We start from the raw sequence: 14,408 nt of genomic DNA on the forward strand, positions 1-14,408 counted from the left end.
TAAAATCTATATAATAAAATAAATCATAAACTATGAACACCTCAGAAAAAGCTAAGTTTATATCTAATTGGATTAAAAACTATGTGGACAATATGCCTTCAAAGGCACTGTCTCTTGTTATTGGAATATCTGGAGGCATTGACTCATCTGTTTCTAGCACCTTAAGTGCTATGACGGGTTTGAAAACAATAGTTTTGTCGATGCCAATTAAACAAAAATCACATCAACATGATCTAAGCTTAAAACATCAGGAATGGTTGGTAAAAAATTTTAAAAATGTTGAAGCACATACAATTAATTTAGATGAATTGTTTTTGGCATTTAGCTCAAGTTTATCTAAATTTGACAACGAGCATGGAATGGCAAATTCTAGAGCAAGATTAAGAATGACTACTCTTTACCAAGTTGCTGCAGCTAACAAAGGAATAGTAGTTGGTACTGGCAATAAGGTAGAGGACTTTGGTGTAGGATTTTACACAAAATATGGAGATGGAGGCGTAGATATTTCTCCCATAGCAGATTGTAATAAAACTCAGGTTTGGGAACTCGGCAAAGAACTTGGTATATTAAATGAAATTATTGAAGCAGCACCTACTGATGGTTTGTGGGATGACGGTAGAACAGATGAAGGTCAGCTTGGGTTAAAATATGAAGAACTCGAGGAAGCTATGGATAATCCTAAATCTTCCAATAGAGCAAAATACGAAATCATTAGAAAACAAAATTTGCATAAAATGGAGCCTATTCCAGTATGCAAAATTCCAAATTAATCAAATAGATTCACAAATCTATAATTTAAGTATATTTCTAAAATTATGAGTAATGATATTTTTTTAACAAACAATCTAACAAACAAAAAAGAAAAATTTGTTCCAATAGATGAACAAAATATAAGAATGTATGTTTGTGGACCAACAGTTTATGATGATCCTCATATTGGAAACGCAAGACCAATAGTTGTTTTTGATATCCTTTATAAAATTTTTAATAAAAAATATTCAAAAGTTACTTATGTTAGAAATATTACAGATGTAGATGATAAAATTATTAAATCATCAAAAGAAAATAATATTTCAATTTCAGAATTAACAAATAAAGTAACAGAAAGTTTTGGTGAAGATTGTAATTATTTAAATTGTGAATCACCAACTCATCAACCTAAAGCAACTGAAAATATTGATTTGATGATTGAAATGGTTTCTGAATTAATCAAAAAAGGTTTTGCTTATGAGAATAACAACCATGTTTATTTTGATGTTAAAAAGTTCAATGATTATGGTCAGCTATCAAACAAAAAACTAGAAGAATTAATTGCAGGATCAAGAATTGAAATAAGTGAAAATAAAAAAAATTCAGAAGATTTTGTTTTATGGAAGCCATCAGCAAGTGACGAACCTTCTTGGGATTCTCCATGGGGAAAAGGAAGACCTGGATGGCATTTAGAATGTTCAGCAATGTCTAAAAAATTTTTAGGAGATGAGTTTGACGTCCATGGAGGTGGTATTGATTTAATATTTCCTCATCATGAAAATGAAATAGCACAATCAAGATGTGCTAATGGTACAAAGACATTTGCTAATTATTGGTTGCACAATGCATTTATTACTATGTCCAATGAAAAGATGGCAAAGTCTCAGGGTAACATTTTAAAAATAAAAGATTTTAGAAATAAGATAAGTGGCCAGATTTTAAGATTAGCTTTAATGAGTGCACATTACAAACAACCATTAGATTGGAACGATAAGCTTTTAGAAAATTGCTATAATACAATTAATAAATGGTACAATGTTTATGTAGATAGTAGAAACAATACAGATATCTCAGATGAAATTCTTGAACCCCTGTATGATGATTTAAATACACCAGGTTACATAGCAAATTTACATAAATTATATGAAAAAGCACAAAAAGGTGATGACAATGACAAAGCTATATTTGTTTCTGCCTGTCAGTTTGTAGGACTTTTAAACCAAAATAAAGAAGAGTGGTTAAGTTTCAAAATGAGCAAAGCTTCTATTTCAGAAGAAGAAATATTAAAAAAAATTGAAGAAAGAAACAAAGCTAGAGAGAACAAAAATTACGAGGAAGCTGACAAAATTAGAAATGAGCTTTTTGATAAAGGTGTTTTAATAGAAGATAAAGATGGTAAAACGACCTGGAAATTTAAATGAGTAAAGAACAACTTTATATTTTTGATACAACACTACGTGATGGAGCACAGACACAAGGTGTAGATTTTTCTATTGATGATAAAGAGAAAATTTCATCTGCATTAGACATGTTAGGTGTAGATTATGTAGAGGGCGGTTGGCCAGGTGCCAATCCAACAGATACAGAATTTTTTAATAAAGATCACAATTTTAAATCAACAAAATTAACAGCGTTTGGGATGACAAAAAAATCAGAACATAGTGCTGAAAATGATCCTATGCTATCATCATTAATTAATTCAAAAAGCTCATCTGTTTGCTTATTTGGTAAATCATGGGATTTCCAAGTGAAAGTTGCCTTAGGAATTACTAACGATGAAAATTTAACAAACATAAGCGAAAGTACCAAACATATTGTTAAATCAGGTAAAGAATTCATGTTTGATGCTGAGCATTTCTTTGATGGATATAAATCAAATCCAGAATATGCATTGTCTTGTTTGAAAGCTGCTTATGATAATGGAGCTAGATGGATTGTATTGTGTGATACTAACGGTGGAACACTTCCACATGAAATTTCTAAAATTGTAACTGAAATAAGCAAAAATATTCCAGGAGAAAATTTGGGAATTCACGCTCATAATGATACTGAAAATGCAGTAGCGAATAGTCTTGCTGCAGTCCAAGCAGGAGTAAGACAAGTTCAAGGAACTATAAACGGATTAGGAGAAAGATGTGGTAATGCAAACCTGATGTCACTAATCCCTTCATTTTTTTTAAAGAAAGATTTCGCAGATAAATTTGAACTAAGTATCAAGAGAGATAATTTAAAAAATTTAACTCAATGCTCAAGATTACTAGATGAAATATTAAATAGAAAACCTAACAAACATTTACCTTATGTTGGTGCATCAGCTTTTTCCCACAAAGGTGGAATGCATGTATCTGCAGTTCAAAAAGATCCAAAAACTTATGAGCACATCAATCCTGAAGAGGTTGGAAATTCTAGAAATATTGTAGTTTCAGATCAATCAGGACAATCAAATATAATGTCTAGATTAAATTCAATTGGGATTAATGTTCAGAAAAGTGACCCAAAAATAAAAAAACTTTTAGATGAAGTAAAAGATAGAGAGTTCATTGGCTACAGCTATGATGGTGCAGATGCATCTTTTGAATTACTTGCAAGAAGATTGATGGGAGAGATACCAAGATATATTTCAATTAATGAGTATGATGTTTCAGTAAAAAAAGATAAAACTGGAGAGATTATATCTTATGCTAAAGCTCAATTAGAGGTAGATGGAGACAAAATTTTATGCGAAGGACAAGGAAACGGACCTGTTAATGCTTTAGATAATGCAATAAGAAAGAATGTAAATAAACTTGCTAAATATTCTGAGTATTTGAAAGATTTAAGACTTGTTGACTATAAAGTTAGAATTTTAAATACAGGTACAGAAGCAGTTACCAGAGTTAGTATTGAAAGCACAGACTCCAAAGGAGTGAACTGGTTCACAATTGGAGTGTCACCTAATATAATTGACGCCTCATTTAAAGCTTTAGTGGATAGTTTAGATTACAAATTATTTAAGGATAAAGCACCTGGAAGTCTATAAAAATGAAAATTAAAAAATTTTCAGAAAAACCAACAGATATCGATAGTAGAATTGGAGCAAAGCCTATCGTTTGTTATCCAAATACCACAATTGAAGATAAAAATTTAAGCACTTTACATTCTGCAAGAGAGTATTTGGTTAAAAAAGATGAGGTAATTATTCCTCCAAGGGATGCAAAAACGTTTGAGGTAAAATTTGGTGAGTTTTTTAGAATTGAAAGTTTAGATGGCCCACAAGTAGGTGATTTAAATTTATTTAATTTAAATAATTTAGAGGAAAAATTTTATTCAGGAAAAACAAGAGCTTTATATGGGACCCATCTATCCGTTGGGGACAAAATGTTTAGCAGCTTTCCATACCTTAGGTCTTTAGCGACAATAACTTGGGACACTTTGGATTGGTATGATTATGATAAAGATGGTGGCTCTGTCCATGATGTAATTGGTACTAGATGCGATCCTTATACTTCAAAACTTTTAAGCGATAATGATTACCACTATTGTTGTCATTCAAATCTAACAAGAGCACTAGTTAAAGAAAAAAATGTTCAATTAGATCATGCTGAAAAAATAGTTCATGATGTATTAAATGTATTTATGCTTACTGGTTTTACTAATGATACTAAACAATACTTTATGAAAGCTAGTCCAGTTAGACCAGGAGATTATCTAGAATTTTTTGCTGAAACAGATTTATTGGGAGCTCTTTCAGCTTGTCCTGGAGGAGATTGTGGATCTGAACACTCTTCTGATGTTGCAAAATGTTATCCATTAAAAGTTTCTATTTGGTCTGTAGATCCCAAGTATTTAACAGACATTAAACCATCTGCTATTTCTAGTTATAACAGAAATCATGGCATTGATTAATGTCAGTTAATAATATTTCTTTCATTTTACATAAGCCTCAGCTTTCAGAAAATATTGGAGCTTGCGCAAGAGGAATGAAAAATTTTAATTTTCAGAAATTAGTTGTTGTAGACCCTAAACCAATATTTCCAAATGATAAAATTTTAGCAACTTCTGTTGGAGCTAAGAATATTATTAATAAAACAAAGAATTATGAAAATTTAGAAAGATCTTTAAAGAATATCGATATTGTTATTGCAACATCTGCGAGATTTAGAAATAAAAATATTAAGCATATTCAATTAGAAGATTTAAAAAAAATTAATTATAAAAAAAAGGTAGCTTTTCTATTTGGATCAGAAGCATCAGGTTTATCCAATAATGAAATAAGTTATGCCAATTACACCCTTCAAATTCCAACAAATCCTGATTTCAAGTCATTAAACCTTTCTCATAGTTTGATAATTATTGCTCAATATGTATCAAGTATTCTTAATTCAAAAGTGTCCTCTTTTAATAAATCAAATAAAGTAAAATCTGCCTCTAAAAAAGAGATTGTTGCTATGGCTAATTTATGTATCCAGAATCTAGAAGAGATTAATTTCTTCAAATCAAAAGACAAGAAGCCAATAATGCTTGAAAACTTAAGAAATATCTTTTACCGAATGGAATTATCAACTAAAGAAACGCGTATTTTATCTGGTGTATTTGCCAGTTTAGGTAAAAAACGTTGATTGACAAAAGTAAGAGTAAGTCTATAAAGCCCACTATTAAATGACAAAAAGATTAAACTCTAAACATAAAGTAGACAGAAGGTTAAAGGTTAACCTGTGGGGTAGACCAAAGAGTCCTTTTAATACTAGAGCTTATGGACCTGGCCAACATGGTCAAACAAAAACATCGAAGCCTTCAGATTACGGGATTCAGTTGCAAGCTAAGCAAAAATTAAAAGCATATTACGGAAATATTAACGAAAAACAGTTCAGAAATATTTATAAAAAAGCAGTTATGCTTAAGGGTGATACAGGTGAAAATTTAATTGGTCTCTTAGAGAGAAGATTAGATGCTGTTATCTATAGAGCAAAATTTGCAACTACTATTTTCTCAGCTAGACAATTAATTAACCACGGTCATGTAAGAGTTAATGGTAAGAAAGTAAATATTGGAAGCTATTTAGTAAAAGAAGAAGATACAATTGAAATTAGAGACAAATCTAAGCAATTAGCAATCATTGATATCGCTCTAGCAAATAAAGAAAGAGAAACACCAGAATACATCCAAATGGATGAGAAAAATAAAAAATTAAAATTTGTGAGAATTCCTAAATTCGAAGAAGTTCCTTATCCTGTAATAATGGAACCCAATCTTGTAATTGAATATTACTCTAGATAATTTCTAAATTTAATTTTTAAAATTAATACCTTTATCCTCAAGAACTTTTTTAAGTTCTCCGTTCTCGTACATTTCTTTTACGATATCACATCCACCAACAAATTCTTTTTTAATATACAATTGAGGAATTGTTGGCCAATCACTGTAAACTTTAATACCTTCTCTGATGTTTTGATGTTCTAAAACATTTACTCCTTTAAAATTTACTTCAAGAATTTTTAACATGTTTGAAACAGCCATTGAAAAACCACATTGTGGAGCATCTGGGGTTCCTTTCATAAATAAACAAACATCATTGTTGTCTATATGATTTTGAATTATATTTTTTGTATTATCGTCCATTATTGCTCCTTTGTTTTAATTGCTAGGGCATGTAATTCATTTCCCATACGTCCTTTTAGAGAATTATATACCATTTTATGTTGTTCAATTTTACTTTTTCCTGAAAATTGAGAAGAAGTCACAGTTGCTGAATAATGATTTCCATCACCTGCTAAATCTTGAATTTCTACAACCGCATCAGGCATTGCTTCTTTAATTAAACTCTCAATTTCTTTTAAATCCATTGCCATTAGTTACTCATATAATCTGTAAGCCACTTTGTATTTGAACTTGTTAATTCGTCAATTGTAACTTTTGTCTTATCATCAAAATATAGTTCATTTTCACTGATTGTACCAAGTTCGTCATAATGAACAGCATTTTTATTCAATATATCTGTGACTTTTTTTAAATCTTTTTTACTAACCTCAGTAATATAACGCCCTTGATCTTCACCAAAGAAATATTCCAATTCATTGATTAAATATTTTGGTTTATTTAAATTTATTCCTTTTTTACCTTTGATGCACATTTTGGCTACTGCTGTAATAATTCCACCTAAAGAAACATCATGAGCACTTTTGATTAGATTACTTTCGATAAGTTTCAATAAAGTTTCTCCATTATTTTTTTCATTAAATAAATTTATTTCAGGAGGAGGACCATTTTTTTCATCTAATATATTCCTTGCAAATAAAGTTTGATCTAAATGTCCCTCTGTTTTTCCAATAACCAAAACCACATTGTCAATCTCTTTAAAATCCATTGTGATCATTTTATTATAATCTTCTATCAAACCCACACCTCCAATAGCAGGAGTTGGCTTTATACCTTCATCTTTAGTTTGATTATAAAAAGAAACATTTCCTGAAACTACTGGGAATTTTAAATATTCACTTGCTTCACCAATTCCTTGAACACATTCAACAAACTCTCCCATATTTTCTTCATTTTCAGGGCTTCCAAAATTTAAACAATTAGTAATAGCTATAGGTTTTGCACCAACAGCAATTAAATTTCTAAAACTTTCACAAACTACTTGTTTCCCACCAGTAAGAGGGTGAGCCCAACAATATACAGCAGAACTATCGACTGAAGCAGCTACAGCTTTATTTGTTCCATGCACTCTCACAACTCCAGCATCTCCACCTGGTTTTTGAATAGTATCTCCCATAACCGTATGATCATACTGCTGCCAAATCCAATCTTTGCTACAAATATTTGGGTTTGCTAAAACTTTTTTCAGAACATCTATAATTTTGAAATTTTTTAAATCTTCTTTTTTAATTTTATTCTTTTTAGGTAGCTTTGCTTTTTTCCATTTACGATCGTACATAGGTGAATTTTCGACCAATGTATTTACAGGGATGTCTGCTACCTTTTCATTGTCAAAGTAAAGTTGTATTTTTTTTGAATTAGTAGTTTTGCCAATTACTGCAAAATCTAAATTCCATTTATCAAATATTTTTTTTGCTTGTTTTTCTTTTCCATTTTCTAAAACAATCAACATTCTTTCTTGACTTTCAGATAGCATAATTTCATAAGGTGTCATCTTAGTTTCTCTGCAAGGAACTTTGTTTAGATTTATTTCAATTCCAAGATTTCCTTTTGATGCCATTTCTATACTTGATGATGTTAATCCAGCAGCTCCCATGTCTTGTATTGCTATAATTGAGTCTCCAGCCATTAATTCTAAACAAGCTTCCAGTAAAAGTTTTTCAGTAAATGGATCTCCAACTTGAACAGTGGGTTTCTTTTCCTCTATTTTGTCATCAAAACTTGCTGAAGCCATGCTGGCTCCATGAATTCCGTCTCTACCAGTTTTTGAACCAACATAAATAACTGGTTTGTTTAAACCAGCTGCTTTTGAGTAAAAAATCTTATCTTTTTTAACCAAACCTAAGGTCATTGCATTAACCAAGATATTTCCATTATATGAACTATCGAAACTTGTTTGTCCTGCTATAGTTGGAACACCCATGCAATTTCCATATCCTCCAATTCCATGAACTACACCTCTTAAAAGATTTTTAGTCTTTTTGTGTTGAGGCGAACCAAAATGAATAGAGTTTAAATTTGCAATAGGTCTAGCACCCATTGTAAATACATCTCTCATAATCCCACCAACACCTGTTGCTGCTCCTTGATAAGGCTCAATAAAAGATGGATGGTTATGGCTTTCAATTTTAAACACTATGGCATCATTATCTTCAATATCAATAACACCAGCGTTTTCTCCAGGACCTTGAATAACTTTTTTTCCTTTTGTTGGAAGTTTTTTTAAATGAAGTCTTGAAGATTTATATGAGCAATGCTCATTCCACATTGCAGAAAAAATACCAAGTTCAGTAATATTTGGTGTTCTTTTTAATAATTCACAAATTTTAGCATATTCATCTTTTTTTAAACCATGATCAATAGCTACTTGTTCGTTTACTATCATTTTAAATTATTAATTAAATTATTAAAAAAAATTGAACCATCTTCTCCTGATAAAAAATTATCAATCATTCTTTCAGGATGAGGCATCATACCTAAAACATTTTTTTTTTTATTAAAAATACCAGCAATATTTTTAATTGAACCGTTTGGATTGAATTGTTCTTCTATTTTTCCATTTTCATCACAATAATTTATTGCAACTTGTTCATTATCTTCAATTTCTTTTAATTGATCTTTGGTACAAAAATAATTTCCTTCATTGTGAGCAATATGAAATTCTAAAACATCATTTTTAATATTATTAAAATAATTATTTGTTTTATTACTAATTTTTACGAATACATTTTTACAAATAAATTCTAAATATTTATTTCTTAATAACACACCTGGAACTAGCCCAGTTTCAACTAATATTTGAAATCCATTACAAATTCCCATTACCATACCACCGGAGTTAGCGAAATTAATGACTGACTTCATAATTTTAGACTTAGATGCCATGCTCCCACATCTTAAATAGTCACCATATGAAAATCCTCCTGGTAATACAATTAAATCACTTTTTGGAAGTTCAGCATCATCATGCCAAACCATTTTATTCTTAAATCCAAATTTTTTTAGAGCAACATCCATATCTCTATCACAATTGGATCCAGGAAAAGTAATGACAGATGATTTCATTAATTACTTTAGATCGATAATTTTATAGTTTTCAATTACAAGATTGGCTAAAAGTTTTTTACACATTTCTTCAACTTTATCTTTAGCTTTTTTTGGATCATTTTCTTTTGTATCAATTTCAAAATATTTACCTTGTCTAACTTCATTAACATCATCAAAACCCATACCATCCAAAGTTTGATGAATAACTTTACCTTGTGGATCTAGCACATCTTTTTTTAAAGTGATTACTACTGAGATTTTCATTTCTTTTTTCTTTTAACAGATGATAATTTTGTTACATTTACGGCACTTACATTGGATTGTTCATGTAAAATACCTAATCTTTTAGCAACTTCTGTGTAGGCTGGAATTAAATCACCTAAATCTTTTCTAAATCTGTCTTTATCAAGTTTTTTATCAGTAATACTGTCCCAAAGTCTACATGTATCTGGGCTAATTTCATCTGCGAGTATTACTTCTTGCTTCCCATTAGATTTTAATCTTCCAAATTCTAGTTTAAAATCTATCAACTTAATTCCAACTCCTCTAAACATACCAATCATAAAGTCATTAATTCTCAAAATCATTTTTTTAACTTTATCAATTTCATTTTTAGTAGCCCAATCAAATGCTATTATGTGTTCTTCTGCAATTAGAGGGTCGCCTAATTTGTCATCTTTTAAGCAGTATTCAATTAATGGTTCTTTTAAAACAGTTCCATCTTCAATACCTAGTCTTTTAGTGATAGATCCTGTTGCAACATTTCTAACAATAAATTCAATTGGAATTATCTCAACTAGTTTTATTATTTGTTCACGCATATTTAATCTTTTCACTAAATGATTTTTAATTCCTATTTGAGATAAATTTGAGAGAATATGTTCAGATATTCTATTGTTTAAAACACCTTTACCTTCAATTGTAGTTTTCTTTTGATTATTGAATGCTGTCGCATCGTCTTTAAAATATTGGATAACTAAGTTTTTATCATTTGTTGCATAAATGATTTTTGCTTTACCTTCGTATAGTTTTTTTCCTTTTTTCATTATTTAAAAACTCTTCTAAAGATCAAATTCACATTTTTAAAGTGTTTTGCGTAACTAAATATTGATTTAAGCCTTTTTGTCTTAATTTTACTCATAATAAACTTATCACTAGAGATCACATCAAATAAATTTAAGTTTTCTGCAAAACATTTTTTCGCATACGATTGAACCATTCTGTAAGATTTTTCTCTACTTAAACCAGATTTAGTTAATTCTAGCATAATTTCTTGAGAGAAAATTAGCCCTTTTGTTACATTTAAGTTTTCTAACATTTTTTTAGGATAAACAATCATGTTGTCTAAAATATTTGTTAATCTAACTAATGCAAAGTCTGTTGTAATATTTGCATCTGGACCAATATTTCTTTCAACACTTGAGTGTGAAATGTCTCTTTCATGCCATAGCGCTATATTTTCAAGAGCTGGTATCACAGCACTTCTAACCATCCTTGCTAAACCAGTTAAGTTTTCACTTAAAATTGGATTTTTTTTGTGAGGCATTGCAGATGATCCTTTTTGATTTTTTGAAAAATACTCTTGCAATTCATAAACCTCTGTTCTTTGTAAATGTCTTATCTCAATTGCAACTCTCTCAATTGAACCTGCTATAATACCTAGGACTGAAAAATAAAAAGCATGTCGATCTCTTGGAATAACTTGAGTTGAAATAGGTTCAACTTTTAAACCTAGTTTTTTTGCAACATGCCTTTCTACATTTGGGCTTATATTTGCAAAAGTACCAACTGCTCCTGATATTGCGCAGGTTGATACCTCATCTATTGCATCTCTAAGTCTTTTTCTGTTTCTTTTAAATTCCTCATAAAAAGAAGCTAATTTTAATCCAAAAGTAACTGGTTCAGCGTGAATTCCATGACTTCTTCCCATACATGGAGTCATTTTATATTTTTTTGCCTGCTTCTTAAGTACTTTTAAAATTTGATCGATATCTTTAAGAATTATTTTTCCAGATTGAACTAATTGAATATTAAAACTGGTATCAAGTACATCTGATGAAGTCATCCCTTGATGCAAATATCTTGCTTTAATTCCTGCTTTTTCTGTAACAGAGGTAAGAAAAGCTATAACATCATGTTTAACTTCAGATTCAATTCTATGTATCCTATTTACATTGATGACTGCTTTTTTTCTAACAATTGAAGCTACTCCTCTTGGTATTTGACCAAGTTTTTCCATAGCCTCAGCAGCTGCAACTTCTACATCCAGCCAAATTTTATATTTATTTTCTTCTGACCAAATGTCAGTTAATTCTTTTCGAGAGTATCTTTTAATCATTAATTATTAGTATGGAGGCTTTTGATAACCTTTAGCAGATTCTGTAAAGATTTCATAACCATTTTCAGTAATTCCTAACGTATGTTCAAATTGAGCTGATAAAGATTTATCTTTTGTGACAGCAGTCCAACCATCATTTAACATTTTAACATCATATTTACCTGAATTTATCATAGGCTCGATTGTAAAAGTCATTCCAGGTTTTAACTCTGGTCCTGAGTTTTTACTTCCATAATGCAAAATGTTTGGTGGTTCATGAAATGTTGTACTTATACCGTGACCACAAAAATCTCTAACAACAGAGTATCCTTTTTCTTCAACAAATGATTGAATTTCGTAACCAATATCACCTAATTTAATTCCTGGTTTTAAAATTCGAATTGCTCTCATCATAGATTCGTATGTAGCGTCTATAAGATTATTCAATTTAATTGGTGTCTTACCAATACAAAACATTCTACTGGTATCACCATAATGTTCATCTACAATTGCTGTAACATCAACGTTAACTGCATCACCATCTCTTAAAATTCTATCGGAAGGAATTCCATGACACACAACATGATTTAGTGAAGTACATAAAGATTTTGTAAAACCTCTATAGTAGAGTGGAGCAGAGTGACCTCCATTATCTCTTATAAACTCATATCCTAATTTATCTATATAGTCTGTAGAGACACCTTCCTTAATGTTATCAGTTAACATATCAAGTGTCCTTGCTGCTAAATCACCAGCAACTCTCATTTTTTCAAATTTTTCTTTATAATCACTCATCTAAAATTTTAAGTTTTTTATCTATAATAATTTTTTTTGAACTTATATCACATCTATAAGCTAGAAAATTTACACCAGCTTTTTTAGCTTTTTTATAATTTTCATAATATTCTTCATCGATATCTTTAGCTATTTTAAAATATTTCATATTTTGAATTTGAACTAAAAATATTAGATAACCTTCATAACCTTTATTTATGGCATCAATAAGAGTTAATAAATGCTTAGATCCTCTTGAAGTAATGGCATCTGGAAACTCAGCGGTTTCTTTATCTCTGAATAAAGTAACGTTCTTGACCTCCACAAAACTTTTTTGATCTTTTTTTTCTAGCAAAAAATCAAATCTAGTCTCCTTGTTAAAGAATACCTCTGGTTTAATTTTATCGCTATTTTTTAATTCATTGATTAAATTATTCTCGATAGCATGATTTACTATCTTGTTAGCCATATGAGTATTAACACCTACCAAGTTTCTTCTTGATTTAATTATCTCAAGTCCAAATTTTAATTTTCTCTTTGGATCATTATTTGGTAGTAAATAAACTTCATTACCTTCATCCAATAAGCCTTTCATAGAACCCGTGTTAGGACAATGAGCTGTGACAATTTCTTTGCCAAGTTTTATGTCGGTAAAAAACCTTTTGTAACGTTTGATTAGTTTGCCTTTTACTAAAGACTTGGTAAATTCCATGAGTAAATTATATATTTCATATGGATAAAAAAGCAAAATTTAAAGCTTCAATTTTAATTATTGGTAATGAAATTTTATCTGGGAGAACACAAGATACTAATACTTCAACATTAGCAATTTGGTTAAATTCTATAGGGGTAAAGGTTGAAGAAGTTAGAGTAATTCCTGATGTAGAAAATATTATAGTTGAAACACTGAATTTACTTAGATCAAAATATGATTATGTTTTTACAACTGGTGGTATTGGACCTACTCACGATGATATAACAGCCCAATCAGTTTCAAAAGCATTTGGAATAAAATATGAAGTTCACAAAGAAGCTTTCAAAATTCTAGAAGAATATTATCAACCAGGAGAATTTAATGAGGGAAGACAGAAAATGGCATGGATGCCTGAAAATGCAAATCTTATTTTAAATCCAACAAGTGGTGCTCCAGGATTTAATGTTGAGAATGTTTATTCTCTACCAGGGGTTCCTTCTATTTTAAAATCCATGTTAGGTGGATTAACAAATAATATAGTTGGAGGTGAACCAATCAAAAGCTTAACTATAAGTTTAAGAACAGTTGAAAGTGAAATAGCAAGTTCATTAACAAAAGTACAAAATAATAATTTGGATGTAGAGATTGGCAGTTACCCATTTTTTCATGCCGGTAAGCTTGGTGTATCGATAGTTATTAGATCAGAAGATCAAAATAAAATTGATGATTGTAATTCGCAGATTTTAAAATTTGTAAATGAAAAAAAAATTGAGGTAGTTGAGCGGTAATGTTGTATTTTGCTTATGGTAGCAATCTTCATCATTTTCAAATGAAACGAAGATGCAAAGACAGTGTTTTTTTAAAAAAAATAAATTTAAAAGATTTTAAATTAACATTTAGAAGCAAATATAGAGCAGCAGACATTGAGCCAAAAAAAAATTCAATCGTACCAGGTGGATTATTTGAAATTTCAAAAAGTGATGAGAAAAAGTTGGATGTTTATGAGGATTTTCCAATTTTATATAAAAAACACTATTTTTATTATTATGGAAAAAAAGTCATGACTTATACAATGGTTAAGAAATCTCCTTTTAAGTTTCCTACAGAAAGATATCTAAATATAGTTAAAAGAGGATATAAAGATTGCAAGTTAGATAAAAAATTTCTCACAAAAGCCTTACAATTTTAATT

17 protein-coding genes are annotated in these 14,408 nt (G+C 29.9%); 8 read left to right on the forward strand and 9 right to left on the reverse strand.

Translation table 11 applies throughout. The annotated features are described in order from the left end of the window. Positions 1 to 32: 32 nt before the first annotated feature. From nadE to rpsD, 6 genes are read left to right on the forward strand one after another with little or no spacing between them, the layout of a single operon-like run. On the forward strand, positions 33 to 770 hold the full coding sequence (gene nadE, locus ACTTAS_RS01950; RefSeq protein ID WP_440678158.1) for an NAD(+) synthase: 738 nt from the start codon (positions 33 to 35) through the stop codon (positions 768 to 770). 45 nt (positions 771 to 815) lie between these two features. Then, positions 816 to 2,171 (forward strand): cysteine--tRNA ligase, encoded by a 1,356-nt coding sequence (gene cysS / locus ACTTAS_RS01955; RefSeq protein WP_440678160.1) that lies wholly within the window; start codon positions 816 to 818, stop codon positions 2,169 to 2,171. Then, positions 2,168 to 3,769: a citramalate synthase gene (cimA, locus tag ACTTAS_RS01960; protein WP_440678161.1), complete on the forward strand. Its 1,602-nt coding sequence runs from the start codon at positions 2,168 to 2,170 to the stop codon at positions 3,767 to 3,769. Before cysS ends, cimA begins: the two co-directional genes overlap by 4 nt. Before the next feature lie 2 nt (positions 3,770 to 3,771). Then, positions 3,772 to 4,635: an urea carboxylase-associated family protein gene (locus tag ACTTAS_RS01965; protein WP_440678162.1), complete on the forward strand. Its 864-nt coding sequence runs from the start codon at positions 3,772 to 3,774 to the stop codon at positions 4,633 to 4,635. Continuing rightward, positions 4,635 to 5,348 (forward strand): RNA methyltransferase, encoded by a 714-nt coding sequence (locus ACTTAS_RS01970; RefSeq protein WP_440678164.1) that lies wholly within the window; start codon positions 4,635 to 4,637, stop codon positions 5,346 to 5,348. Before ACTTAS_RS01965 ends, ACTTAS_RS01970 begins: the two co-directional genes overlap by 1 nt. A gap of 40 nt (positions 5,349 to 5,388) precedes the next feature. Further along, positions 5,389 to 6,006, forward strand: coding sequence for a 30S ribosomal protein S4 (gene rpsD / locus ACTTAS_RS01975; RefSeq protein WP_440678165.1), 618 nt, complete (start codon positions 5,389 to 5,391; stop codon positions 6,004 to 6,006). A 9-nt stretch (positions 6,007 to 6,015) separates the two neighbouring features. On the opposite strand, the gene grxD is transcribed toward rpsD, so the two are convergent. The 9 genes from grxD to sfsA are packed head-to-tail and all read right to left on the reverse strand — an operon-like array spanning position 6,016 to position 13,235. Beyond that, a complete protein-coding gene (gene grxD / locus ACTTAS_RS01980; protein WP_440678166.1) occupies positions 6,016 to 6,348 on the reverse strand; it encodes a Grx4 family monothiol glutaredoxin in 333 nt (110 codons plus the stop codon). After that, on the reverse strand, positions 6,348 to 6,578 hold the full coding sequence (locus ACTTAS_RS01985) for a BolA/IbaG family iron-sulfur metabolism protein (protein WP_262589071.1): 231 nt from the start codon (positions 6,576 to 6,578) through the stop codon (positions 6,348 to 6,350). Before ACTTAS_RS01985 ends, grxD begins: the two co-directional genes overlap by 1 nt. Next, positions 6,578 to 8,770 carry a phosphoribosylformylglycinamidine synthase subunit PurL gene (purL, locus tag ACTTAS_RS01990; protein ID WP_440678167.1) on the reverse strand — a complete coding sequence of 731 codons (2,193 nt, stop codon included), beginning with the start codon at positions 8,768 to 8,770 and terminating at the stop codon, positions 6,578 to 6,580. Before purL ends, ACTTAS_RS01985 begins: the two co-directional genes overlap by 1 nt. Further along, entirely contained in the window at positions 8,767 to 9,450 is a 684-nt protein-coding gene (gene purQ / locus ACTTAS_RS01995; protein WP_440678168.1) for a phosphoribosylformylglycinamidine synthase I, read from the reverse strand. The genes purL and purQ overlap by 4 nt, the downstream gene beginning before the upstream one ends. A 3-nt stretch (positions 9,451 to 9,453) precedes the next feature. Then, positions 9,454 to 9,696 carry a phosphoribosylformylglycinamidine synthase subunit PurS gene (purS, locus tag ACTTAS_RS02000; RefSeq protein WP_262589074.1) on the reverse strand — a complete coding sequence of 81 codons (243 nt, stop codon included), beginning with the start codon at positions 9,694 to 9,696 and terminating at the stop codon, positions 9,454 to 9,456. Next, the gene (gene purC / locus ACTTAS_RS02005) at positions 9,693 to 10,478 is read right to left on the reverse strand and encodes a phosphoribosylaminoimidazolesuccinocarboxamide synthase (RefSeq protein WP_440678169.1); all 786 of its coding nucleotides are present in this window, start codon (positions 10,476 to 10,478) and stop codon (positions 9,693 to 9,695) included. The genes purS and purC overlap by 4 nt, the downstream gene beginning before the upstream one ends. Next, complete coding sequence (gene purB, locus ACTTAS_RS02010; RefSeq protein ID WP_440678170.1) at positions 10,478 to 11,770, reverse strand: adenylosuccinate lyase; 1,293 nt, start codon at positions 11,768 to 11,770, stop codon at positions 10,478 to 10,480. Before purB ends, purC begins: the two co-directional genes overlap by 1 nt. A 6-nt stretch (positions 11,771 to 11,776) precedes the next feature. Next, entirely contained in the window at positions 11,777 to 12,544 is a 768-nt protein-coding gene (gene map, locus ACTTAS_RS02015) for a type I methionyl aminopeptidase (protein ID WP_440678171.1), read from the reverse strand. After that, positions 12,537 to 13,235 carry a DNA/RNA nuclease SfsA gene (gene sfsA / locus ACTTAS_RS02020; protein ID WP_440678172.1) on the reverse strand — a complete coding sequence of 233 codons (699 nt, stop codon included), beginning with the start codon at positions 13,233 to 13,235 and terminating at the stop codon, positions 12,537 to 12,539. Before sfsA ends, map begins: the two co-directional genes overlap by 8 nt. 20 nt (positions 13,236 to 13,255) lie before the next feature. On the opposite strand from sfsA, the gene ACTTAS_RS02025 reads away from it, so the two are divergent. Beyond that, complete coding sequence (locus tag ACTTAS_RS02025; protein WP_440678173.1) at positions 13,256 to 14,005, forward strand: competence/damage-inducible protein A; 750 nt, start codon at positions 13,256 to 13,258, stop codon at positions 14,003 to 14,005. Next, on the forward strand, positions 14,005 to 14,406 hold the full coding sequence (locus ACTTAS_RS02030; protein WP_440672185.1) for a gamma-glutamylcyclotransferase family protein: 402 nt from the start codon (positions 14,005 to 14,007) through the stop codon (positions 14,404 to 14,406). The genes ACTTAS_RS02025 and ACTTAS_RS02030 overlap by 1 nt, the downstream gene beginning before the upstream one ends. Positions 14,407 to 14,408 lie beyond the last annotated feature (2 nt).

Source organism: Candidatus Pelagibacter sp. HIMB1611, from assembly GCF_052047715.1.
Taxonomy (GTDB): domain Bacteria; phylum Pseudomonadota; class Alphaproteobacteria; order Pelagibacterales; family Pelagibacteraceae; genus Pelagibacter.

Excerpts from the sequence above, each read along its gene's own strand:
- nadE (WP_440678158.1), top strand. The coding sequence starts at position 33 with ATGAACACCTCAGAAAAAGCTAAGTTTATATCTAATTGGATTAAAAAC.
- cysS (WP_440678160.1), top strand. The coding sequence starts at position 816 with ATGAGTAATGATATTTTTTTAACAAACAATCTAACAAACAAAAAAGAA.
- cimA (WP_440678161.1), top strand. The coding sequence starts at position 2,168 with ATGAGTAAAGAACAACTTTATATTTTTGATACAACACTACGTGATGGA.
- ACTTAS_RS01965 (WP_440678162.1), top strand. The coding sequence starts at position 3,772 with ATGAAAATTAAAAAATTTTCAGAAAAACCAACAGATATCGATAGTAGA.
- ACTTAS_RS01970 (WP_440678164.1), top strand. The coding sequence starts at position 4,635 with ATGTCAGTTAATAATATTTCTTTCATTTTACATAAGCCTCAGCTTTCA.
- rpsD (WP_440678165.1), top strand. The coding sequence starts at position 5,389 with ATGACAAAAAGATTAAACTCTAAACATAAAGTAGACAGAAGGTTAAAG.
- grxD (WP_440678166.1), bottom strand. The coding sequence starts at position 6,348 with ATGGACGATAATACAAAAAATATAATTCAAAATCATATAGACAACAAT.
- ACTTAS_RS01985 (WP_262589071.1), bottom strand. The coding sequence starts at position 6,578 with ATGGCAATGGATTTAAAAGAAATTGAGAGTTTAATTAAAGAAGCAATG.
- purL (WP_440678167.1), bottom strand. The coding sequence starts at position 8,770 with ATGATAGTAAACGAACAAGTAGCTATTGATCATGGTTTAAAAAAAGAT.
- purQ (WP_440678168.1), bottom strand. The coding sequence starts at position 9,450 with ATGAAATCATCTGTCATTACTTTTCCTGGATCCAATTGTGATAGAGAT.
- purS (WP_262589074.1), bottom strand. The coding sequence starts at position 9,696 with ATGAAAATCTCAGTAGTAATCACTTTAAAAAAAGATGTGCTAGATCCA.
- purC (WP_440678169.1), bottom strand. The coding sequence starts at position 10,478 with ATGAAAAAAGGAAAAAAACTATACGAAGGTAAAGCAAAAATCATTTAT.
- purB (WP_440678170.1), bottom strand. The coding sequence starts at position 11,770 with ATGATTAAAAGATACTCTCGAAAAGAATTAACTGACATTTGGTCAGAA.
- map (WP_440678171.1), bottom strand. The coding sequence starts at position 12,544 with ATGAGTGATTATAAAGAAAAATTTGAAAAAATGAGAGTTGCTGGTGAT.
- sfsA (WP_440678172.1), bottom strand. The coding sequence starts at position 13,235 with ATGGAATTTACCAAGTCTTTAGTAAAAGGCAAACTAATCAAACGTTAC.
- ACTTAS_RS02025 (WP_440678173.1), top strand. The coding sequence starts at position 13,256 with ATGGATAAAAAAGCAAAATTTAAAGCTTCAATTTTAATTATTGGTAAT.
- ACTTAS_RS02030 (WP_440672185.1), top strand. The coding sequence starts at position 14,005 with ATGTTGTATTTTGCTTATGGTAGCAATCTTCATCATTTTCAAATGAAA.